The sequence below is a fragment of the Paenibacillus spongiae genome, from assembly GCF_024734895.1.
GTDB lineage: Bacteria > Bacillota > Bacilli > Paenibacillales > Paenibacillaceae > Paenibacillus_Z > Paenibacillus_Z spongiae.
In genome coordinates this window covers 2,510,379-2,533,440 of sequence record NZ_CP091430.1, presented here as the reverse complement: position 1 = coordinate 2,533,440, position 23,062 = coordinate 2,510,379, and the positions used below count along the sequence as shown (strand labels likewise).

General features: G+C 54.3%; 23 protein-coding genes. 1 reads left to right on the top strand and 22 read right to left on the bottom strand.

Going from position 1 to position 23,062, the window contains the following annotated elements:
- Positions 1 to 3: 3 nt before the first annotated feature.
- From asnS to L1F29_RS11645, 21 genes are all read right to left on the bottom strand, one after another.
- Positions 4 to 1,299, bottom strand: coding sequence for an asparagine--tRNA ligase (asnS, locus tag L1F29_RS11745; RefSeq protein WP_258388493.1), 1,296 nt, complete (start codon positions 1,297 to 1,299; stop codon positions 4 to 6).
- A gap of 126 nt (positions 1,300 to 1,425) precedes the next feature.
- Complete coding sequence (locus L1F29_RS11740) at positions 1,426 to 2,661, bottom strand: acetate kinase (protein WP_258388492.1); 1,236 nt, start codon at positions 2,659 to 2,661, stop codon at positions 1,426 to 1,428.
- Positions 2,658 to 3,539 carry a 3-hydroxyacyl-CoA dehydrogenase family protein gene (locus L1F29_RS11735; protein WP_373876500.1) on the bottom strand — a complete coding sequence of 294 codons (882 nt, stop codon included), beginning with the start codon at positions 3,537 to 3,539 and terminating at the stop codon, positions 2,658 to 2,660. The genes L1F29_RS11740 and L1F29_RS11735 overlap by 4 nt, the downstream gene beginning before the upstream one ends.
- Before the next feature lie 188 nt (positions 3,540 to 3,727).
- Entirely contained in the window at positions 3,728 to 5,242 is a 1,515-nt protein-coding gene (locus L1F29_RS11730; RefSeq protein ID WP_258388490.1) for an AAA family ATPase, read from the bottom strand.
- The gene (locus tag L1F29_RS11725) at positions 5,235 to 5,771 is read right to left on the bottom strand and encodes a hypothetical protein (protein WP_258388489.1); all 537 of its coding nucleotides are present in this window, start codon (positions 5,769 to 5,771) and stop codon (positions 5,235 to 5,237) included. Before L1F29_RS11725 ends, L1F29_RS11730 begins: the two co-directional genes overlap by 8 nt.
- A 155-nt stretch (positions 5,772 to 5,926) precedes the next feature.
- Positions 5,927 to 6,460, bottom strand: coding sequence for a cell wall elongation regulator TseB-like domain-containing protein (locus L1F29_RS11720; RefSeq protein WP_258388488.1), 534 nt, complete (start codon positions 6,458 to 6,460; stop codon positions 5,927 to 5,929).
- Positions 6,460 to 7,761, bottom strand: a complete 1,302-nt coding sequence (locus L1F29_RS11715) for an amidohydrolase (RefSeq protein ID WP_258388487.1) — start codon at positions 7,759 to 7,761, stop codon at positions 6,460 to 6,462. The genes L1F29_RS11720 and L1F29_RS11715 overlap by 1 nt, the downstream gene beginning before the upstream one ends.
- Entirely contained in the window at positions 7,742 to 8,392 is a 651-nt protein-coding gene (locus L1F29_RS11710) for a redox-sensing transcriptional repressor Rex (RefSeq protein WP_258388486.1), read from the bottom strand. The genes L1F29_RS11715 and L1F29_RS11710 overlap by 20 nt, the downstream gene beginning before the upstream one ends.
- A gap of 3 nt (positions 8,393 to 8,395) precedes the next feature.
- A complete protein-coding gene (gene dinG, locus L1F29_RS11705; RefSeq protein WP_258388485.1) occupies positions 8,396 to 11,260 on the bottom strand; it encodes an ATP-dependent DNA helicase DinG in 2,865 nt (954 codons plus the stop codon).
- A gap of 25 nt (positions 11,261 to 11,285) precedes the next feature.
- Entirely contained in the window at positions 11,286 to 11,912 is a 627-nt protein-coding gene (locus L1F29_RS11700; RefSeq protein WP_258388484.1) for a tetratricopeptide repeat protein, read from the bottom strand.
- Between the two features lie 239 nt (positions 11,913 to 12,151).
- Positions 12,152 to 12,535, bottom strand: coding sequence for an aspartate 1-decarboxylase (gene panD / locus L1F29_RS11695; RefSeq protein WP_258388483.1), 384 nt, complete (start codon positions 12,533 to 12,535; stop codon positions 12,152 to 12,154).
- Positions 12,528 to 13,418 (bottom strand): pantoate--beta-alanine ligase, encoded by an 891-nt coding sequence (gene panC, locus L1F29_RS11690; RefSeq protein WP_258388482.1) that lies wholly within the window; start codon positions 13,416 to 13,418, stop codon positions 12,528 to 12,530. The genes panD and panC overlap by 8 nt, the downstream gene beginning before the upstream one ends.
- The gene (panB, locus tag L1F29_RS11685) at positions 13,415 to 14,290 is read right to left on the bottom strand and encodes a 3-methyl-2-oxobutanoate hydroxymethyltransferase (protein WP_258388481.1); all 876 of its coding nucleotides are present in this window, start codon (positions 14,288 to 14,290) and stop codon (positions 13,415 to 13,417) included. The genes panC and panB overlap by 4 nt, the downstream gene beginning before the upstream one ends.
- 285 nt (positions 14,291 to 14,575) lie before the next feature.
- Entirely contained in the window at positions 14,576 to 15,559 is a 984-nt protein-coding gene (locus L1F29_RS11680; RefSeq protein WP_258388480.1) for a biotin--[acetyl-CoA-carboxylase] ligase, read from the bottom strand.
- Positions 15,556 to 16,926: a CCA tRNA nucleotidyltransferase gene (locus L1F29_RS11675; protein ID WP_258388479.1), complete on the bottom strand. Its 1,371-nt coding sequence runs from the start codon at positions 16,924 to 16,926 to the stop codon at positions 15,556 to 15,558. Before L1F29_RS11675 ends, L1F29_RS11680 begins: the two co-directional genes overlap by 4 nt.
- A gap of 30 nt (positions 16,927 to 16,956) precedes the next feature.
- A complete protein-coding gene (gene bshA, locus L1F29_RS11670; RefSeq protein WP_258388478.1) occupies positions 16,957 to 18,117 on the bottom strand; it encodes an N-acetyl-alpha-D-glucosaminyl L-malate synthase BshA in 1,161 nt (386 codons plus the stop codon).
- Between the two features lie 67 nt (positions 18,118 to 18,184).
- Entirely contained in the window at positions 18,185 to 18,883 is a 699-nt protein-coding gene (bshB1, locus tag L1F29_RS11665) for a bacillithiol biosynthesis deacetylase BshB1 (RefSeq protein WP_258388477.1), read from the bottom strand.
- Positions 18,883 to 19,299, bottom strand: a complete 417-nt coding sequence (mgsA, locus tag L1F29_RS11660) for a methylglyoxal synthase (protein WP_258388476.1) — start codon at positions 19,297 to 19,299, stop codon at positions 18,883 to 18,885. The genes bshB1 and mgsA overlap by 1 nt, the downstream gene beginning before the upstream one ends.
- A gap of 41 nt (positions 19,300 to 19,340) precedes the next feature.
- Positions 19,341 to 20,144 (bottom strand): 4-hydroxy-tetrahydrodipicolinate reductase, encoded by an 804-nt coding sequence (gene dapB, locus L1F29_RS11655; RefSeq protein ID WP_258388475.1) that lies wholly within the window; start codon positions 20,142 to 20,144, stop codon positions 19,341 to 19,343.
- Between the two features lie 5 nt (positions 20,145 to 20,149).
- Positions 20,150 to 20,698 carry a tetratricopeptide repeat protein gene (locus L1F29_RS11650; protein ID WP_258388474.1) on the bottom strand — a complete coding sequence of 183 codons (549 nt, stop codon included), beginning with the start codon at positions 20,696 to 20,698 and terminating at the stop codon, positions 20,150 to 20,152.
- A 54-nt stretch (positions 20,699 to 20,752) separates the two neighbouring features.
- Positions 20,753 to 21,088, bottom strand: coding sequence for a nucleotide pyrophosphohydrolase (locus tag L1F29_RS11645; RefSeq protein ID WP_258388473.1), 336 nt, complete (start codon positions 21,086 to 21,088; stop codon positions 20,753 to 20,755).
- A 146-nt stretch (positions 21,089 to 21,234) separates the two neighbouring features.
- Here L1F29_RS11645 and L1F29_RS11640 point away from each other — a divergent pair, with 146 nt between their 5' ends.
- Positions 21,235 to 22,101 carry a YitT family protein gene (locus L1F29_RS11640; RefSeq protein WP_258388472.1) on the top strand — a complete coding sequence of 289 codons (867 nt, stop codon included), beginning with the start codon at positions 21,235 to 21,237 and terminating at the stop codon, positions 22,099 to 22,101.
- A gap of 38 nt (positions 22,102 to 22,139) precedes the next feature.
- Here the strand turns inward: L1F29_RS11640 and L1F29_RS11635 are convergent, their stop codons facing one another.
- Positions 22,140 to 23,054, bottom strand: a complete 915-nt coding sequence (locus L1F29_RS11635; protein WP_258388471.1) for a sporulation protein YpjB — start codon at positions 23,052 to 23,054, stop codon at positions 22,140 to 22,142.
- Between the last annotated feature and the right edge of the window lie 8 nt (positions 23,055 to 23,062).

The window sequence follows — 23,062 nt, the reverse complement described above, 5'->3', positions numbered from 1 at the left end:
GCTTTATGGATAGAGCCGGTGGAGCAAGCGCGGGAATGGAATCGTCTCCCTCACATGATCCAAGCCGCAGATCCAGGCGACCGTCCGCTCCAGTCCGAGACCGAAGCCCGAATGCGGAACGGTGCCGTAACGGCGCAGGTCCAAATACCATTGGTACGCCTCTTCCGATAGCTCGTGCTCGCCGAACCGTTCCGCGAGCAGCTGCGGATCGTCGATCCGCTGCGAACCGCCGATAATCTCGCCGTAGCCTTCCGGCGCGATCATGTCGGCGCACAGAACGACCTCCAGCCGGCCCGGGTCCGGTTTCATATAGAACGCCTTAATTGAAGCGGGGTAATGCGTAATGAAGACAGGGCGGTCGAACTTCTCGGCGATTGCCGTTTCATGAGGCGCTCCGAAGTCCTCGCCCCACGGCACATCGAATCCGTTCTCTTGAAGCAGCTTGATCGCGTCGTCATACGTCATGCGGGGGAACGGGGCCTGGATAGCCTCCAGCTTGCTTATATCGCGGCCGATCGTCTCCAGCTCCTTGCGGCAATGCGTAAGGACCGATTGAATGACGTGCGAAACAAACTGCTCCTGAATGCGCAGGCTTTCTTCAAGATCGACGAACGCCATCTCGGGCTCAATCATCCAGAATTCGATCAGGTGGCGGCGTGTCTTCGACTTCTCCGCGCGAAACGTCGGCCCGAACGAATAAACTTTACCCAACGCCATTGCGGCAGCTTCCATATAGAGCTGTCCGCTTTGCGTCAAGTACGCATCGTCATCGAAGTATTTCGTGTGAAACAGATTCGTCGTGCCTTCGCAAGAAGAAGGCGTCAAAATGGGCGGATCGACGAGCGTAAAGTCGCGCTCGTCGAAGAACTGTTGAATGGCGCGGATAATTTGCGCGCGAATGACGAGAATGGCACGCTGCTTCGGCGTTCGCAGCCATAAGTGGCGGCGGTCCATCAGATAGTCGACACCATGCTCTTTAGGCGTGATGGGATAGTCCTCCGTCAGCTGGATAATCTCGACTTCCTCCACGAGAAGCTCGTAGCCGGACGGGCTGCGCGGTTCTTCGCGCACCGTTCCTCTAACATACAGGGAGCTTTCCTGCGTCAACTGCTGAGCCGATTCCCATGCCGCTTCGGACACTTCGCTTTTGACAAGAACGCCCTGGATATATCCCGTCCCGTCGCGCAGCTGCAGAAACTGGATTTTCCCGCTGGAACGTTTGCCGTTCAGCCAGCAGCCGATCCAGACCTGTTCTCCGGCATATTCGCTAACCTGCTTGATTGTCCTTAACGTTTTCATTGTGAAATCACGTCCTTTCGGCTCGATCCTACCGGTTGTTCGATAAACGCAAAGGTGCTGCTTGCGCGGATCGCTTGGTTGCAATCGAATGTCAAACCACGCTTGCGCAGCAGCACCTCTTATACATTATGCTTCAATCTCGACGATGCCGCTGTCTTTGCCTTGCTCCATCATGATCTGATACGTATCTCTCGCAATGAGCAGCTCTTCATTCGTCGGAACGACCAGCACAGCGACGCGCGACTCATCCGTCGAAATCAGGCGCGACTCATTCGAGCGCTCTTCATTGCGGGCGCGATCGAGCTCGATGCCGAGGAACGTAATGCCTTCGCATACCGATTGCCTGGTGATGACGGAGTTTTCTCCCACACCCGCAGTGAAGACCAGCGCGTCCACGCCGTTCATGGCCGCTGCGTAAGCGCCGATATACTTCCTAAGTCTGTACATATACATATCGAAGGCCAGCTTCGCCTGTTTGTTGCCCTCCTGCATCGCTTCGGTGATTTCCCGCATATCGCTGCTGAGGCCGCTAATCGCCTGCAGCCCGCTATGCTTGTTCAGCATGGAGCTCACTTCGTTCAGCGTCAGGTCCTCCTTATCCATCGTGAACGGCACGATGGCCGGATCCAAGTCTCCGCTGCGTGTTCCCATCATTAAACCTTCCAGCGGCGTAAGTCCCATGCTGGTATCGTAGGACTTGCCGTGCAGAATAGCGGTACAGCTCGCCCCGTTGCCGATGTGGCAGGTGATCATCTTCAACGACTCGAGCGGTTTGCCGAGCTTAGCCGCCGCCTGCCGGCTCACATAGTCATGCGAAGTGCCGTGAAAACCGTACCGGCGGATTTTGTGGCGGCGGTAGAGCACCATCGGGATCGGATACAGGAAGGTTTCCTGCGGCATCGTCTGATGGAAGGCCGTATCGAAGACGACCGTTTGCGGAACGTCCGGCAGGTTCGTTTCAACCGCGGTGATCCCCATCATCGCTGGCGGATTATGTAACGGCGCCAGGTCAAACAGCTTGCGGATTTCAAGCTTTACATTATCGTCTACGATCGTGGAATGCTTAAAGCTCTCTCCTCCATGTACCACCCGATGTCCGACTGCCTTGATTTCGTTCATGGATTTCAGCACGCCGTGCTCAGGGTGGGTCAACAGCTCGATCACCCGTTTGACCCCTGTCGTATGATCCAATATTTCTTTTACTTGCCTGACTTCCGGTTTATTCGTGGGCTCATGCGTAATAATGGAGGCGTCCAAGCCGATGCGCTCCACCCTGCCCTTGGCGAGCACGCTTTCGTCAAGCATGTCGTAGAGCTGATATTTAAGCGATGAGCTTCCGGCATTCATAACCAAGATTATCATATGCGATTCCCGTCCTTATCATAATGAAAAAATCCGACTCCGCTCTTTGCGCCGAGTTGTCCGGCACGAACCATCTTCTTCAATACGATCGAAGGTCTATACTTTAATTCCCCGTATTCGCGGAACATCCGCTCCAGTGCGGCAAGGATCGAATCGAGTCCGAAACGGTCGGCCATCTCGAACGGCCCGTTCTGGAAGGAATACCCGATCCTCATTGCGCTGTCAATATCTTCGGCGGAAGCAACCCCTTCCTCCAACACATGCAAGGCTTCATTGATAAATAGACAAATGAGACGCGTTGTTACAAAACCAGGCGATTCGAATACCATGACGCCCTTCTTTTGGATGATAACCTCGACAAAATGCTTTGTCCGCGAAAAAGTATCGTCTGACGTTTTCAGCCCGCGCACGATTTCAACGAGATCCGTCTTCATGACCGGATAGACGAAATGCATGCCGATTACTCTTTCCGGGTAAGCGGTAACACTGGCAAGCTCCGTCAAGCTTAACGTCGAAGTATTGCTGGCCAGGATGACATCCGGACCGCATATTCGGTCCAGCTCTTCGAATACAGCCTTCTTGCTGTCCAGATCCTCGGTTATCGTCTCGATCACAAGCTCGCAATCGTGCATGGATGAGAGGCTCTCTGCGATATGAAGCCGGCTGGTGACCAGCTTCTTCTCCGATCTGGTTATCGCCCATTTCTCGATTTGCTTGTCCAGGCTCTGCTCAATCATAGCCAAAGCATGTGATTGGCGATCCTCCAAGTGCTCGTATATATATACATCCAACCCATGAAAGGCAAGCATCTCCGCAATACCTTGGCCCATCGTACCGGCTCCGATAACGCCTACTTTACGTACTATCAATTGTGTCATCCCCCATGTGCGCAAATAAAAATCGAAGCTCATCCGTCTTCAATTTACATCTCTTATTATACCGTGTTTGTAATATCGGGGCTAGGGAGAAACCTGGATGAAACCGCATTCTTCCGGTCTTCGGACAGGCTTATTGTGACAATTCATATACAAAAAAAAGGCGGAGTGTGACTCCGCCTCTCATCCGTTTACGCCGATGCCTGATTGACTGGCGTCCCGGCGGATGCAAGGAGCTCCCTGAACCGGTCGCCGCCTAACGTTTCTTCCCGTACGAGCACGTCCAGCGACTTCTCGAACACGACACGCTGCTCGTCCAGAAGCTGTCTGACCCGGTCGAATAACCCGTCCAGTATTTCGCCGTTCACATGCGCCCACTTGTCCGGGGTCATCATCGAATTGTCAACAATCCCCATCTCGGTCAATCCGCTTTCGACCATCGTCCGGACGATGCTCATCGCCTGGTCGAAATCTCCGCGGGAGCCCGTGCTGCGGCCGCCGTAGAACATTTCTTCAGCCGCCGCTCCCCCGAGGGCGATCATGATTTGCCCTTCAAGAAATTCGCGCGTATACAGATAGCGGTCCTGCTGCGGGTTATGCCGCACATACCCAAGCGCCTGTCCGCGCGGGGACAGCGCGACCTGCGATACGCTGCCAGGTCTGACAAGCTCGGCCGTAATAGCATGCCCCAGCTCGTGCAAGGCCACACGCTCACGCTCTTCTTTCGTCGCCTCGCGGTCCGTCTTCTCGCCCATCATCACTTTATCGATCGCCATCGACAGATGCCGATGCGAGATCGCTTCCGTATCGTCACGCATCGCATAAATTGCCGCTTCATTCATGACGCTCTCAAGCTGTGCGCCTGAGAAGCCGAACGACTCCGCAGCAACCTTGTCCAGGTCCGCATCGTCGGCTAGCGGCTTGTTCCGGGCATGAATGTTTAATATATGCGAGCGGCCCTTTTTATCGGGCAAATCGACGGCGATATGACGGTCGAACCGGCCCGGACGCAGCAAGGCGTTATCCAGCATCTCCTTGCGGTTCGTCGCCCCGATTAAGAGGATTCGCGGCGTTTCCGACGTATGAATGCCGTCCATCTCGGTGAGCAGCTGGTTCAATGTCTGATCGTATTCGCGATGCTGCCCGCCGTCTCTTTTGCCGCCGATAACATCGATTTCATCGATGAAGACGACTGCGCTTCCCAAGCCCGCCTTCGTCGCCTTCTGTCTGGCTTCCTTGAAGATATCGCGAATGCGGCTTGCGCCCACGCCGACATACATCTCGACGAACTCCGACCCCGATGCCGTCACATAGACGGAATTGGTGTACTGCGCGGCGGCTTTGGCCAGCAGCGTCTTCCCCGTTCCCGGAGGTCCGGTCAGCAATATCCCTTTCAACGGGCGAATGCCGAATTTCTTAATTTGTTCCTCATGAACGAGAAAATCAAGCGCTTCGATCAGCTCCTGCTTGGCCCTTTCCTGACCGCCGATCTCGTCGAAAGAGAGCTGGACAGTCGGCCGGGCTTTCGTCCGGCGGTCGCCGCCAACTGCCGCTAAATTGCCCCGCGTTCTGACCATGAACAGCAAGCCGCCGAGAATGACGGCCGCCAGAATGATCGGTATGACGTTCACCTCGACAAAAAACTGGAGAAAAATGAGCAAAACCGGGACGAAGCCGATAACAATTTCTTTCATATATTTACGCATTCGGCCATACCCCCAGTTTGTCAGGCGTACGAGGCAAAACGACATATTTGGTATCGGCGCCATTCTTCAACGTAATATATACGTTCACATCGTCCATCTCCGAGACTGCTTGGACGCCTTTATACTGCGTCTCGATCTGTTTCATCGCAGCTGGAATTTCCGTGTATTTCCGCGTCTCCATCGCTTGAGCGACATCGAATAGAACGGATGCCCATACATCATTCAAGCTGGAATCGTCCTTCGCTCCCTGGATATCAAGGCGCAGCTGCTTGCTTCCGATAACGGACGCACCTTCACGCACAATCTGATCATAGATACTCCGTATATTCGCTTCATTATTCAACGTCAGTTCCATCGTAACGGAATCACGATCGATGACCGGCTTTGCCTTCTCGACGCCGGGGACGCTTTGAACAATATGCTCGAGCGGCTGCACGGCAGCAAAGTTCCGGTACATATACCAGCCTCCGATAAGAAGGACTGCGGATATTATAGCCGTTATAATGGTGGGAATAACCCGGATTTTCATATGCAAAAAGCCCCCTTTCAAGGATGCTGTCACTTTTATATCGCAACAAGTGTATACCCGTTTGCTATACAAAAGTATATCACATCGACTTGCATAAGGGGGTGTGTAATAGATGGCAGCACTGGTTAACGCGCGGCATAACCGCACATTCGGCGCTATTGCTTCGGCAGGCTGTATGTAATGATAAAGCCGCCGTCGCTATACCGGTAGAAATCGTAATAATAGAAGTCCGTTCCCGATTGATCGCGGGAATAGAACAGCTCCCAGACCGGCTCGTTATCCTTCCATCCGAGCTTGATATGCTCCAGATTAGCATCCGGCTTCGAGCTCAGGAGCTTCTCTTTCAGCTGCTCCTTGGTTACGCCGTCTTTCACCTTGCGGATGACAGGCTGCATGGCATTCGGATTCTCGTACAACCAAACATAGACTTCGTCGCCCTGTTTGTCTTTCCCTTCCACAATCCATATCGTGTCATCCCACACGTACGTGTAAGAATCGCTAGTTTCCTGCAAGCCGGCTATCTTCATAGCCTGCTCTTCCAACTTCGTCTGATCGTTCCACATCGGGGCTTGGACATAACGGTAATAACCGTTTGCTCCGATCAACAGGACAACTATGCTTGCGATGACAACCGCAGCTATTCGCGCCGGCGTCATCGAGGACGGCCGCTTGCGGCGTGAAGCACGCATTATCGTGCCAGCAGCCTTTCAAAGCAGGACTGCGCCTCGGCCTTCACCTTAGCTTCGTCGATCAGCAGACATTCACCCGAGCTCACCACTTGACGCCCGTCAATCCATACATGCTTAACATCCCGGCCCGACCCGGAGTAAACAAGATGCGATACCATTTCCGTCTGCGGGTAGAAATGCGGCTGCTCGGCATCAATCGCGATAAAGTCGGCCTTCATACCGGGCTTCAATACGCCAAGGAGCGAGTGCTTGCCTAAAGCGCGGGCACCGTAAACGGTTCCCAGCTTCAGCGCCTCGGAAGCCGGAACCGCTGTCGGATCGCCTGAAACGCCTTTATGGATAAGCGCTGCGAGACGGATTTCATCGAATAGATCCAAATTGTTATTGCTTGCCGCGCTGTCCGTGCCAAGAGATACCGTAACGCCCGCTTTTAGCAGCTGAGGCACCCGCGCCACACCGCTGGCCAATTTCAAATTGCTTGCCGGATTATGAGAAATAGCCGCTCCCCGCTCGGCAAGCAAAGCGATTTCTTCGTCATTGAGATGAACCGCATGGGCAAGCAGCGCAGGCTTGGAGAAAAAGCCAAGCTTGTCCAGATGCTCGACCGGACGGCGTCCGTAATCCTTCACATTCTGCTCCACTTCGGCAAGCGATTCGGACATATGCGTATGAAGCGGCACATCCAGCTCATGGGCGGCTTCAACGATCCGCTCGATATAATCCGGCGGACAAGTATACGGCGCGTGAGGCGACATCATTGTCGTAATCCGGCCTCCCGCCTGACCGTTCCAGTCCTTGGCGAACTGCTTGGCTTCGATGAGCTTCTCGGTCTGCACGTCCGGAGGGCACAAGCCGATGACGCCGCGGGTCAAGACGCCGCGAATACCCGACTGCTCGACAACTTCGGCAACAATATGCATGCGGTCATACATATCGACGAATGTCGTTGTACCCGATTTTAGCATTTCAGCCACTGCAAGCGATGTCCCCCATCTGACGTCATCATCGGTAAACTTCGCTTCCATCGGCCACATCTTCTGCTCCAGCCATACTTGAAGCGCTTCGTCATCAGAATACCCGCGCAGAAGTGACATCGCAGAGTGCGCGTGCGTATTGATTAAGCCCGGCATAAAGACAAGTCCTTGTCCGTTCAATCGCTCCGCACCTTCCGGGGCCGGGCTAGGCGGCTCTTCGCCCAAGTAGACAATACGGTCGCCCTCGACAACCATATGTCCTTTCAATACGGGACGGCTATCATCCATCGTTACGAATGTGCCGTTCTCAATCCACAGCCGGTTCATCGTCTTCCTCCTCATTCTTCTCCAAATAATAAGCTAAGCTTAGCAGCTCCCTCGTAAAATCGGCATAATGAATGCGGATATGTTCGGGAACGCGCAATATGGTCGGGGCAAAATTCAATATCGCTTTCACGCCCGCATCGACGAAACGGTCTGCTACATTCTGCGCTTCGACTGCGGGAACGGTAATAATGCCGATTACAATATGAAGCTCTTCGACCTTCTCCTTCAAATCATCCATCGCTTGAACCGTCAGACTGTTGATTTGCGTCCCTACGACGGAGGGATGCGCATCGAATACAGCCATGATTTTCATATTATCCTTCAAATACGTATTGTAATTGCACAGCGCACGGCCAAGATTGCCGGCGCCTACAAGCCCGACGCTCAGAGGCTGATCGAGCTTGAGAATTTGCCTTATTTTTTCGATGAGGTACGACACGTCATAGCCGATGCCTTTGCGCCCGAATTCGCCGAAGTAAGCCAAATCTTTGCGGATTTGCGCCGGATTAAGATCCAGCTTATTGCCGAGATCCTGTGACGAAACCGTCTGAATGTCCCGCTTATGCAGGTCGTTCAGCACCACCAGGTAAATCGGCAGCCTGCGCACGACCGCTTCGGATATTTTCTTCATGGCTTACCTCTCCTCTCTTTCAACCGCTAACCATTCCCTGATTCTCGGTACGATTAGATCTAGATGCATATGCTCGATTTTTGGGCCAGGCAGGGAGTACAAGAAATATTTGCCGTAATACGTATCGATGACGCGGGTATCGTAGATGAGTACAATTCCGCGGTCATTAGCCGTCCGGACAAGCCGGCCGAAGCCCTGCTTAAACCGGATGACCGCTTGAGGAATGGACAGCTTCATGAACGGATTCTGCTTCTGCTCCTGCAGCAGCTCGGATTTCGCTTCCACCAGCGGATGATTGGGCGGCTGGAACGGCAGCCTGACAATGGCCAGACAGGTCAGCGCATCGCCAGGGATGTCCACTCCTTCCCAGAAGCTGCTCGTCCCAAGCAGGACGGAAGCCGTCTGCTGCTGGAACCGCTTGGTCAGCTTGCTCCGGTTGCCGCTGTCGATCCCCTGCGCAAGGAGCTGGATACCGCTTGGCGCCAACGCTTCCTTGAGCGGGTCGTAAACCTGTTTCAGCATACGGTACGAGGTGAACAGGACAAGCATCCGCCCCTTGGTTTCCGCCGCGGCATCGGCTAAGGAACGAATCAGCATTTCATTAAATTGCGAGTCGCCCGCCGCACCCTTCAATACGGGGAAATTGCGCGGGATGCAGACCAGAGCCTGTTCCCTGAAATTAAACGGCGAAGGCAGCTGGACCGTCTTCAGCCGTCCTTGCTCCTCATCCTGCTGCAGCCCGAGCTGCTCGGCGGCATATTGAAACGACTTCTGTACCGACAAGGTCGCCGACGTGAGGACAACGCTCTTTTTTGCGTCGAAGAAATACGTCCGGAGCTGACCGCTTACATCTGCGGGCACCGCATACAGATGAACCGATTTCGCACGGAAATTGTTATTGGCCTCCAGCCAGTAAACAAACTCCTTTTTGTCCGCTTTCATAAACGAACGGAGATCGTCGCGCGCCCTCATGAGATCTTTGACCGTGCCGCTTAAATCCGTCACAAGCGCTACAATCGACTGATCGTCCAGGTCATCCTTCATTTCCGTAAATATTTTGTCCAAGGAACGGACGATCTTGTTCAGATGGCCGTGCACCGCTTCTTCGACGATCTGGGCATCCTTCCATTGGTTCGGAAGCTTGCCGGATCTTAGGCGCAGCACCAGCTGGCCCGCCTCGGCGGTCGAATCCTGTGCGCCGCTTCCCATGATGGCAAACAGCAATTCGAACAGCTTGTCCCAATCATCGCGAAGATCGCCGAATACCGGCACCACATCGTCGATCGTTTCCCGCCACGCTTCGCTCTTCTCCGCGCTTTCGCCGCTAAGTCTGTGTTTCAGCTGAATAAGCAGGCCGTTGCGGGCGTCCTTGCACAATCGGGCAACGGGATGATTAACGGAATGATAAGATAATTGCGTTCCCAGATGCTTGCCCGCTACTTCCTCCAGGTGATGCGCTTCGTCTACGATCAGGTGCTCGTATCCGGGAAGCAGCCTGTGGTCGGCGCGGATATCGGTAAACAGCATGGAATGGTTCGTTATGACAACATCGGCTAAATTGGCTTCCTGCTTGGCTCTATGATAAAAGCATCGTTTGAACCAAGGACAGCTCCGGTTCAGGCAGGAGTCCGCGTCGCTCGCAACCGTTGACCAGAAATCGGCTCCTTTGTTGCCGAAGTTGAGCTCCTCTTGGTCGCCGTTATCGGTTTCTCCGAGCCATACGACCATCTGCGAGGCTGTGATCCGATCCTCGTTCGGTGAGCTGAAATCCTTGGTCACCACTTTGCCTTCGAACTTGCGCAAACATAAATAATTGCCGCGCCCTTTGAAGACCGCGGCCTTGAATGGATAAGGGAGTACGGATTGCAGCAGCGGCAGATCCCGCTGTCTGAGCTGCTCCTGAAGATTGATGGTATGGGTGCTGACAATGATTTTCTTATCGTTCTTCACCCCGTAATAGAGCGAAGGAATAAGATAACCGAGCGACTTGCCTGTACCTGTGCCGGCTTCAATCATGAGATGCTTGTCTTGCTCGAGCGCCTCAAGCACTTCCTGGAACATTATGTTCTGCGGGTCCCGTTCTTCGTAGTTCGGAATTATGGCCCGAAGACTGTCTTTCATGTGGGAAAGAAAGTCGGGGAACGTCCAAGCGTCTACCGACTCTGCCTCTCCTCCGCTTCTTGGAGGCTCCTCATCCGTCCAATCGCCGGTTTTCATGGCGAATTGGCGGAAATACGAGAATGCGCTTGGATCTATGGAAGAAGTTAATGATTTCGAGACGGCTATTTGCTGGACGAACCAGCCCAAATCGTCGATTTCATCCCCAAGCAGAATGGCCAGTCGTTCCAGCGTCAGCAGCGGCAGCTGCTCCAGCTTTCGGTAGCAGAGCGCAAATAGCTCACCGGTCGCGATGGCGTCGCTGTCAGCGCGGTGATGCTGATCATGCTCGATGCCGAACTGCTCCGTAACCGCGCCAAGCTGATAGGTGGTCAGCATCGGATAGAGCACGCGCAGCAGATCGATCGTATCCAGACGTCTTCCGGCGAACGGCATATACCCGCAGCGGTCGAGTGCCTGGTTCAGAAAACCCGCATCGAAACCGACATTGTGGGCGACCAATACGGCATCATCCAAAAGCGGAATCAACTCGAGCAGCACATCTTCGGCAGGCGGGGCGTCTGCGACCATGGACTCGTCGATACCGGTTAGCTGTGTTATAAAGGGTGGAATCGGAATCGTAGGCTTGACGAAGCTGCTGTACGTACGAATCGTCTGCATATCCTCGTCAAGCAGCACGAGCCCGACCTGTATGATTTCATCGCCGGCACTGTGTCCGGTCGTTTCCAAATCCAATACCGCATAATTCATCCGATTATTGATCCTCTCCCAAATTCTAAAGCTGCCCGCTCCCAAAGTATAAGGATAAGTGCCCATCATCATGCTGCCTGCATGAATTCAAATTGGATAGCGGGTCGGTAAAGGCGGGGTCGGTTTCATGAGCCTTCAAGAAATATCTCTCCGCCTGCTCCAGATTCATCCTCACGGCTTGTATGCAGCCCAGCGCGTTATACCCGAGCGCCTGCCACTTCGGATGATCGGTCAGCTCTACAAGTAGTTGAAAATGTCGCTGCGCCTCCAGCCATTCCTGCAAATGCATGTACGTCATGGCCAGGAAGAGACGCGCACCATTGTTGTCGGGCGCTTGTTTGACCGCTTCCTGAAAGTGCGCCGCGGCATGCCGGAACATAAAGAGCTTGAAATAACCTTGCCCTTTCGTAAGCAGGGTCGCCTCCAGGTCGCTTGATTCCGACGCTGGCGATGCAGCAGCCTTATTGGGCGGGGCAGAAACAGGAGCCGTTTGGACAACTAAACCCGGCATTTTCTGCTGTGCTTTATGGTTTTGCGGGAGCTCCTGAACGGACTTTTCGGCCGACTCATGCTGAAGCTCCCGAAAATCAGCCATCTTCTCCTCAAACTGCAGCCATTCTTCAATGAATGTGTCACTTAATGATTTTAACATGGAAAGTTGCTCGGTGTATTGTTTCTTTTGTTCAAATGCTGCATGCGGATAATGAACCATAATGTCGTCAAGCATTTCGTGCATCGTTGCGAATACATGCCGGAACAATAGACTGCACCTCGCCTTCGCGCCAAAGTTGAGTAAATTGTTATGCTCATTCTTTGCGCGGGGCCTGTTTTTCATACTCCATGGCAATCGTTACACAAGTTTGGGATCATAAATCTGCCGTGGCCGTGCCGCTATTTAATGGTGGCGTGAACTTCTTCCGTCATGGTTTCCACCGGACGGTTCGCCTCATCTAATATGACGACCTTCGGCTTGTATTGGCTCGCTTCTTCTTCCGACATCATGCCGTATGAAATAATGATGACATTATCGCCCGGTTGTACCAGCCTAGCGGCCGCCCCGTTCAAGCAGATGACGCCGGAGCCTCTCGGACCTGGAATGACATACGTTTCAAGCCGGGCTCCGTTATAATTGTTGACGATTTGAACCCTTTCGTTGGCCCAAATATCCGTTAGCTCCATCAAATCTTCATCAATGGTAATGCTGCCCACATAATTCAAGTTCGCTTCCGTCACGGTAGCGCGGTGCAGCTTGGATTTCATCATTGTCCTAAACATGTCTTTCACCTCCGTGTGAATCCAATAACCGGTTGTCGATCAGCCGCGTGCTGCCGAATTTTACGGCGAGAGCGACGATCAGCTTGTTCGGGTATTGCGATAAATCAACCTCCGCTGACGGGACCGTTAAATCCGGATAGTCCAATACTTCAGCATAATCGATATCCGCAAGCGGCGCTTTCGCAATCGTTTCGCGTATGCGCGCCTCCAGCTCTTTGACGGTCATTCCCGCTTCCTTCACCGCCTGCTCCGCTTCCGTCAGCGCTTGGGACAGTACGACGGCTTGTGCCCGCGCATCGGGGCTTAAGTAAACGTTGCGGGAGCTCATGGCAAGCCCATCGGATTCCCGCACCGTTTCGCAAGGCACGATTTCAACCTGTATATTCAAGTCATCCACCATTCGCTGTATAACGGCCACCTGCTGCGCATCCTTCATGCCAAAGTAAGCCCGGTCCGGCTGGGTCAGATGAAACAGCTTGCTGACCACCGTTCCTACGCCGTCGAAGTGTCCCGGACGGGACGCCCCGCACAGCCGGTCGGTTACCTGGCTAATGATGACGCTCGTGAGCGGCTTCGAAGGATACATCTCTTGCACGGAAGGCATGAACACGAGATCGATGCCGTTCCGCTCCGCTAGGGCCAGATCGCGCTCCGCATCTCTCGGATAGCGGTCGAAATCTTCATTCGGCCCGAATTGAAGGGGGTTGACGAAGATCGATAATACGGAAAAGCCGCATTCGGCCTTCGATCTGCGCATAAGACTAGCATGGCCTTCATGCAAATAGCCCATCGTCGGCACGAGGCCGATTCGGTCGTCCGGATATTCGCGCCGGCGCGTACGCATATGGTGAAGCAGCTCTTGTATCGTCGTTATGGCAATCATGCCTTCGCGCCTCCGTCACCGGCTGCAGAACCGGCGCCGTATAAATGCTTGACGAGCTCCTGTTCCATCGGGAAGGCGTGCTCTTCCTGCGGGAAGGTCTTCGCCTTCACGTCGGAAACATAAGCGCTGATCGCGTCTCGGACCGTCGAGCCCAGATCGGCATACGTTTTGACGAAACGCTTCTCGCGGTATGGCGAAGCATATTGAAGGATATCGTGATAGACAAGCACTTGTCCGTCGCAGCTGCGTCCTGCCCCGATTCCGATGGTCGGGATTTGCAAAGCCGACGTTATCGCCTCGGCTATCGGTTCGGTGACAAGCTCCAGAACGATGGCGAATGCGCCAGCCGCTTCCAGTGCCTTCGCATCCTCGAGCAATTTCTTGGCTTCCTGCTCAAGCTTGCCCTGCACTTTATATCCGCCGAGCTGGTGTACCGATTGAGGAGTCAGACCGATATGGCCCATCACCGGAATTCCGGCTTGTACGAGCGCCGCAACCTCCTCCGCGATATCGGCCCCGCCCTCCATCTTCACGGCATGGGCATGACCTTCCTGCATCAATCTGGCTGCGTTCCTCAATGTTGTTTCTTTGCCCAACCGATACGTCATGAAGGGCAGGTCCGCAACGATGAATGTCTGCCTCGCTCCGCGCGCTGTTGCGCGCGTGTGGTACACCATGTCATCCAATGTGACCGGTATTGTCGTATCATAGCCAAGCACGACGTTGCCAAGCGAATCTCCGACGAGTATGACGTCGATGTCCGCTTCCTCGGCCAGCTTGGCGGATGGATAATCATAGGCAGTCAGTACCGAGATCGGTTCGCCGCTCTTCTTCATTTTTTTCATTTTCGTAATCGTTAACGGTTGTTTCATCGTCTCGTCCCCCTGTGGGTTAGGATAAACACAAAAAAACCTTTTAGCCGCCGCTAAAAAGGTCCCAAACCAAAAAGGAACAACCCTCGCGCTTGCAAGCTTCCTTCTGTCTCGGTCCCTAACGGCTCAGAGCAGAATACGCAATGCCTTGCTACTACCAGTATGTCGAAATAACGGGTCTGTTACTCTAAAGGCACTCCATCAATAGGTGTGGTTCGCAGCTGCGATACCACCCGTAAGAGGCCTCTAATCACGATCAGTATAGCATAAAAAACATTTTTTCGTCTATCCGCGCGCATCCGGGGGTCCGCTTGATTCCGCCGAAAAAACGAGCGTCTGGGCACCATCCGGCTTCCGCACAATAAGCGCTCCGCTCTCGCTCAGTCCAATCGGCGTTCCTTCTACTTGCCCGGCCGGCGTCAACAGCTTCACTGGCTTGTTCAGCGTAACCGACAATGCTTCCCACAGCGATTGAATCGGCGAGAAGCCCTCCTGCTGGTACAACGTATATAATTGTTGAAAATGTCGGATAAAAGCCGCGATGATCTCCGTTCGGTCCAGCTCGTTCCCAAGCTCGATCCGGAGCGATGTAGCCGTATCCCGCAGCGCCTCCGGATAATCGTCCTCCGTCAAATTGACGCTGATCCCGATACCGGCAACGACATACCGGATCCGCTCGTCTTCGGCCGAAGACTCCAGCAGGATGCCGCTAATTTTTTTGCCTCCGACGAGCAGATCGTTCGGCCACTTGATTCCAATATCCAGCGGCGCAAGCTCCTTGAGCGCACGGCATAAGGCAACGGCGGCAAGCAGCGTCAACTGGGGAGCGAATTGAAGAGGGAGGCTTGGCCGGAGGATCAGGCTCATCCAGACTCCTTTGCCAGGGGGTGAAATCCAATTGCGTCCCATGCGGCCGCGGCCGTTGGTCTGCTGTTCGGCTATGACGAGCGTGCCCTCCGGGGCGCCTTCCTCGGCGAGCCTCTGGGCAATATTTTGCGTTGAATCCACCGCGTCGAACAGCTTGACGGTACGGATGAACGAGCTGTCCTGAAGCTTGCCCAGCAGCTCGGACACCGTCAGCTTGGCCGGCTTTCCGGCAAGTCGGTATCCGAGTCTTCGCGACGCTTCAATCCGATAGCCGAGCTCCTCCAGCTTCTTCATCTTTTTCCAGATCGCCGTCCTGCTCATCCCAAGCTCCCGGCTGATCGCTTCGCCCGAGACATATTGCCCTTCCTGCTGTTCCAGCATTTCAATAATCCGGTTGCTCATGTCTTCTCCATCTCGCTTCCATTGTCGATCGGTCGTTCCTTCAAGAATGCCAGCAGTGAATCCCGGTCGTTATCTACCTGCCGGTGAACCACGGCACGAAGCAATTGCTGAAGCAGCTGACCTACCCACGGCCCTTCAGGCTTCTGCAGCAGCCGGACGACATCTTTGCCGCCGATCGCAAGCTCCCGAATGGCTGTGATCGGAATGGCTGCCAGCCACTGCTCCAGCTTGTCCGCCACAGGTGCAGCCTTCACGAGGTCGAATGGCTGGTCATTCGGCGGAGCCAGCAGCAGCGGAATCGTCCGCACTGCCGTTAACCACCTGCCGGCATCCTTCCTGCCTTCTTGAATAATCGCATCCAGCCATTCATGCCGAAGCTCTTCCTCCGAGCATTCCTGCTTCAAATAGCGATGTATGGCGGGTTCCATAAGATTGCCAATGCGCACCGCAGCTGCTATCGCCGATTTGCGTACGTTGGAGAATTTGAGCGCATCCGCCAATTGCCAAGCGTCATCCGGATTCATTCCGACAGCCAGACAAAGCGATGTCCATCTTGTATCGGCATCCTTAAGCTGCACCAGCTCGTCCAGCGCCATTACGAGCTCTCCACGGGGCTTAGACAGCAATGCTCCCTCACCGCTCCCGTCCTCCGCGCCTAGCTGAAGGAGCGCTTGAGGAAGCAGCACCTTCGTATGGCCGAGCAGTCCGCTTGCTGCAAATAAAGCGGCAGCCCGCTCCGGATGGCTGCCGCTCATCATTTTATCCGCTTCCGCGCCAACCCGCTCCATGGCGACATGCTTAAGGAGCATGCGATGCCTCTTCAAGGCTTGCCATGTCTGTAATTCGATCTGCAGCTGGAACTCCGCGGCGAACCGTATGGCCCGTACCATGCGCAGCGCATCCTCCTGAAATCTTGCATCGGCCTCGCCGACACATCGCAGCACGCCCTGGCGCAGATCGTCCTTACCCCCGAACGGATCGACTAGCGTCCCGTCAGCGCGCATAGCCATCGCATTGATCGTGAAATCTCTTCTGAGCAAATCCGCCTCCAGATCGGTCACGAACTGAACCTCGGAGGGCCGCCGGAATTGCTCGTAGGCGGACTCCTTGCGGAATGTCGTCACCTCATAAACGCTTTGATCGGTCATGACCGTAATCGTCCCGTGCTTCAGGCCGGTCGGCACATGGCGCGGGAAAATCGCCATGACCTGCTGCGGTTCCGCAGACGTTGCGATGTCGACATCCTTCAGCTCGCGCCCCATGACCGTATCCCGAACACAGCCGCCGACGAATACCGCCTCATGTCCCTGCTCGTTCAATAAGCGAAGCACCGGGAGCGCATCCTGCAAAGCTTTATTCCAGCGCATGGCGCCCCCTCCTTCGACTCTAATGTGTTCTTAGTCGCATACCGGCTGCGGAATATGAGCTTCGATTCCGAGCACCCGATAGTAAATACGTTCATACTCCGCCGTAATCAAGTCATTGCAAAATTGCGTGCGCGCCCTCTTCAAGCAAGCATCCCGGAACTGCTCATAGAGCCGTTCGTTCTGAAGCAGCCGGATCGCATTCTCGGCCATGTCGTCAGTGTCGCCAATCGGAGACAAATAGCCGGTCTCGCCGTGCGTGACGAGCTCGGGTATGCCCCCTGCCTGCGAGCCTATGGTAGGAACGCCGCAGGCCATCGCTTCCAGCGCGACGAGTCCGAAGCTTTCCTTCTCGGAAGGGAGCAGCATCAAATCCGCAATCGAGATGACATGGGCGACATCATCCTGCTTGCCCAGGAAGTGTACCCGGTGTTCCAATCCCATGCTTCTGATTTTGTGCTGGACCTTGGGAAGATCCGGGCCCTCGCCGACCAGCAGCAGCTGGCTGGGCACGTGTTCCGCCACCTTGGCGAAAATATCGACGACGTCGCTAACCCGCTTAACGGGGCGGAAGTTGGAAATATGCATCAATATTTTTTCTTCGGGTCCGGCGTAATCATTGCGTAGGGACGCACAGCTGCGCGGATAATAAATGCGCTTGTCGACAAAGTTATAGGTCAGGTCGATCGGCTTGACAATATCCAGCAGCTCCCGCGTTTCGGAAATCAAATCATTCGATACGGCCGTAACCGCATCGCTGGAGTTAATGGCCAGGCGGATTAGATCCTTCAACGTTTCATCCTGTGCCAGAACCGTTATATCGGTACCATGGAGCGTCGTTACCGTACGTAAGCCATCGCCCGCCATCTGCTTCGCGAGAAACGCGCATATGGCATGGGGAACCGCGTAATGAACATGCAGCAGATCCAGCTGCTGCATCTTGGCTACTTGCGCCATCTTGCTCGCCAGCGACAAGTCGTAAGGCGGGTAACGGAATACGTAATAATCGTTTACTTCCACTTCATGGTAAAAAATATTTTTATGAAACTGCCCCAGCCGGAACGGGACGCTGTGGGTAATAAAATGAATTTCATGTCCCTTCTCGGCCAAAAGCTTACCCAGCTCCGTCGCCACGACGCCGGAACCGCCTAAAGTCGGATAACAAGTAATGCCGATCTTTAGAGGTCTTGTCATATAACCACCTCCAGTTGCGCTCTCTAGTGTAATTTATATGCGTCCGATGACGAATTCTGACGCAGCGTTAAAATAAATGAACCGGCTGCGGTCGTTTGATGGCGAAACCTTCGGCGTACGCCAACTGCCTCGTCTGGCCAAGCAGCAAATCTCTGGCTTCCACCCGCTCCACGTAGCGGTCCGTCAGCGGCGTCTGAACCCGGTCTTCTCCGCTTCCCACTTTCTCAAACTGGGAACGGTATGAGCGCAGCGCACTTATTTTGCGGTCATAGTGCGTGCTTACATCGACGATAAGCGAGACGTCCGCGCTGTCGTTAATATAATAGAAGAGGAGCTGCTCGACGTTGACAGGAGGGAGCTCCGGCAAATACTTGCGCAGCTTGGCGTTAAACACCGCTTCTTCCACCAGCCTGCTGCAGGCGCCGTGATCCGGATGGCGGTCCGCCCAATACGGAGCAAATACGATACGGGGCCGCAAGCGTCTGATCTCGCGCACGATCGCTTCGATTTGATCCGCGGAGCCCGTCAAGCCCCGGTCAGGCAGCGCCAGGCAGGAACGATCCGCCAGGCCAAGCAAGGAAGCGGCTTCGGCTGCTTCCTGCTTCCTTGTTTCTACGGTGCCGTTCGACGACATCTCCGCTTCCGTCAGATCGCAGATGGCGACCCGGTAACCGGCATCCACATGCTTGGCTATCGTTCCGCCCATACCGATTTCGACATCGTCGGGATGCGCACCGAAGGCTGCTATATCGACAGATCCGTCCATTATACTTCACCCGGCTTGTATTTGTGTACAAGCTCCCGCCATGCGAAATCGCCGCGCTGCAGCGCCTTGACGAGCAGCTCGGCCGTCGCAACATTCGTTGCGACGGGAATTCCCTGAACGTCGCACAACCGCAGCAGTGCGATGATATCGGGCTCATGCGGCTGGGCCATCAACGGGTCGCGCAGGAAGATGATCAGATCCATCTCGTTCTGTGCGACAAGCGCTCCGATTTGTTGATCGCCGCCGAGCGGTCCGGACATGAAACGATGAATCGATAAATCCGTATTCTCCATTATGCGCTTCCCTGTCGTGCCGGTTGAATATAAGGTATGCCCGACAAAAACGGGCTCGTATGCAATCACGAAATTGACCATTTCTTCTTTTTTTCGATCATGTGCGATGAATGCGATATTCATGATGTAGATCCCCTCTCTTTGAAAATACGGTCAAATTTCTGTTAATCCATAATGTGCTCAAAACCGTAGATAAGTCCAGTGTAGGTCATTACTTTTTTTACGGCGACCGCCACGCCCGGCATATAGCCCGCGCGCTCATAGGAATCATGACGGATCTTCAAGGTTTGACCGAATCCGCCGAATATGACCTCCTGCTGGGCAAAGACGCCCGGCAGCCTTACGCTATGTATGCGAAATCCGTTGTAATAGCCGCCGCGTGCGCCCTCGATCGTCTCTTCTTCATTCGGGTTGCCCTGCCGCAGCTCCCGACGGACGCCGGCAATAAGCTCGGCTGTCTTGATCGAGGTTCCTGAAGGCGCATCCAGCTTCTGGTCGCCGTGGTATTCGATAATTTCCAAGTGCGGAAAATACTTGGACGCTTGCGCCGCAAACTGCATCATGAGAATGGCGCCGATGGAGAAGTTAGGCGCGATAAGCCCTCCGAGCCCCCGTTCTTGGCACAGCTTGTCCAATTCGTCGATTTGCTCCGGCGTAAATCCCGTCGTCCCGATTACCGGGCGAACGCCATGGAGAATGGCTGTTTTCGTATTCCCGTAAGCCGCTTGAGGCACGGTAAAATCAACCAGAACATCCGCACGCGCATCGGACAGAGCGGTCTCCAAATCCGCCGAAACGGTAACGCCGCAAGGGTTGACGCCGACCATCGATCCCGCGTCAACCGGACCTGCGGAAGGACTGACTGCGGCGGCCAGCGTCATATTCTCATCCTGAAGCACCATCTTAACCACTTCGCGGCCCATCCGGCCTCCGGCCCCAATAACCGCCACTCTTATCGTATCTGCCATGATCATCACCTGTTCTTTCTTCGATTTCTTCTATTCGCTCCCTGTCCCTTGCTCCGACGCTGCTTCTGCGTCACATCGGCGTAAAGCCTCTGTGCAGCCGAATGCTGCGGGTCAAGCCGGATCGCCTCTTCGGCAAATTCTGCCGCCTGCTCGTATTGCGCGAGCGAATCGTACAGCGCGCCGAGCAATAAGAAGGTCTCCAGATTCAGTGGATCTTTATTGACTGCGAGGCGAAGCTTAGCAATAGCGCCCTCCGAGTCCGGAGGCGAAAGCCCCAGCAGCGCTTCCGATTCCAGTACAAGCTGCTTCGCTTGTACCGTCTGAAGATGATAATTGTACTCCTCATGATCCGAATCGAGCATGACGGCTTGCTCGGCATGATAGATCGCCTTCTGCCATTTGCCGCTTCGGGCGCACGTTATCGAGCATTTATAATGATAATCCGCCTGCTGCGGCTCCAGCGCAATCGCTTCTTCAAACCGTAAAACGGCGAGCTCGTAATCACCGTTAAGGATGGCTTCGTAAGCCTTCTTCAAACTGCTTTCTCCGACCATCTGCCCACCCTCCTTGTACACAGGTTGATGGTACAGCATATGTAAGGAGCACGTTTACGGTTCGACGTTTTTTGGCGTCCAGCGATTCGCATCCCGGGTGGCAAATTTGTTCATGACCTGATTATGCGCTTCCGTCATATCTATGCCCAGCGAGTTGGCAAAACAGCATACAATGAACAAAATGTCGCCGAGTTCCATCTCGATCGAATTTTCCGCTTCATCCAGCTTCTTCGGTTTCTCGCCAAATTGATGGTTTACTTCGCGGGCCAGCTCGCCGACTTCTTCACTCATGCGGGCCAGCATGGAAAGCGGGCTGAAATACCCCTCTTTGAATTGTGAAATATAACGGTCCACCTCACGCTGTATCTCCGCAAGCGATTTTTCGGCCATGATAGGTCGCAGTCCTTTCTATCCTCATATTCACTCCATATGTTATCGTAAAGCGACATCGAAAACAATTCTTTTCGATTGGCCGCAAATCAGCCATACTAAGCCTTACATACCTTCTGCATCTGAAGAAAGGAGCTCTTGCCATCGTGAACAAGCAATTATCAGCACTGCTGCGGACGCTGCCGCAGGTAACGGTGGGCACCGCCATTTACGCCTTCGGCCTTCACTACTTCATCCTTCCGAATCAATTAATGGAGGGCGGCGTTACGGGAATCGCCGTTCTCTTGAATTATGCTCTCGGCTGGCCGCTGTGGCTATCTACCCTGGTCCTGAACATTCCTCTATTCCTTGTCGGGTGGAAGATATTAGGACTTGGTCCTATGGGCTATTCCATATATGGTACAGTCTCGCTCTCCTTCTTCCTTGCCTTGATCGAGAAATGGATTAAAGCCGGCTGGATCGTTCCGTTCCAAACGTCGAACGATTTTATATTGGCCGCCTTGTACGCGGGTGTTACGCTTGGCGCAGGTCTTGGCATCGTCTTCCGGTTCGGCGGAACGACGGGGGGAGCGGACATCCTGGCACGGATCGGTTCCAAAATGCGCGGCTGGAGCATGGGCCAAGTTATCCTTACCCTTGATGTCGTTATTATCGGCGCATCGCTGTTGTACATCCCGAAGGAAAAAGTGCTCTATACGCTGGTAGCTGTCTTCATCGCTTCAAGAATGATCGATTTTATCCAGGAAGGCGCATATGCGACCAAAGCGTTCTCCGTCTTTACCGATCATGGAGAGCCGATGTCCGCATTGATTACGAAGGAAATGGAGCGGGGAACGACGTTATTCGAAGCCAAAGGCGGATATTCGGGCAACAAAAAGCAGGTCCTCTACTGCGTCGTCGCCCGTCATGAGATCAGACGGCTGAAAACGTTGATACGCAGTATAGACCCGCTTGCATTCATTGTTATTAACGATGTGCATGATGTGCTGGGAGAAGGTTTCAAGGAAGAATAATGCCTCAGCAGCAGCTTGTTCATGCGGCCGATTAAGCATTAATTCCGGCGGACTCCGTCGGTAGGCGGATAAGATGAGCCATGATTCTGATCGAACCTGTACCTTCGCCAGCCGACATAACCAAGGACGCCCAGAATGAAAGCCGAAATATACATGGTGGCCAGCTGTTCACGGCCTCTTCGCGATTCGCCGATCGTCTGCGGCAGCGTTGAGTTGAGCAGAGCATCGACCGCAGCGGCTCCATCGCTTCCGAACAGAGCATCGACCGTCTTCTCAAGCGCTGAGAAGCTGCCCTCGACCAAGCGCTTGTTCGATTGCGTATTCGAAGCCAAGACAAGCGTGCGCTCCGTGCGTTTTATTTGGTCATATAACGCGCTCACCTGTTTCTCCGGTTGTCCCATGAGAGCCGCAATCTCAATTCGCTTGGCATGAAGCTGAAGAACGCTGAGGGTTGCCAGCGCAGCTTCAGATGGATTCACGCCTTGCGAATGCCATGCTTGCCGAATGCGAACCATATCATTCTTCAACACTTCGCGGTACTGCAGCCATAGCGGCGCCTTCCGAAACAAAGCATCCGCGGCCAGCTTCAATCGCGCTGCCTGCAAATAAGCCTCATTCCCCTTGCCTTCGCTTAACGCTTGTCTCGCATCAAGTATGCTGCGGTCAAATGCCGCCCAGCCCGGCTGCTTCCCGGCTTGGCGGATAACCGGCTTGGCGGCGGCCTGCTGCAGGCGGTTGATCGTAGAATAGGCCAGCTGCCGGTTTCCGGCATTTACTGCCGCATATAATCGGTCCGCCAGCTGAACGACTGACACTTCCGCTCCGGCATTCGTCGCTCCCGCTTCCTTCGAAGCCGGTATGCCGGCAGCTGCCGAAGCCTTGTCCCATCCGTGACCGCCGGCCGCCACCGTTAATAGCGCTCCGAGTAATAAAGCTACTATCGACGTTCTCACAAAGCATC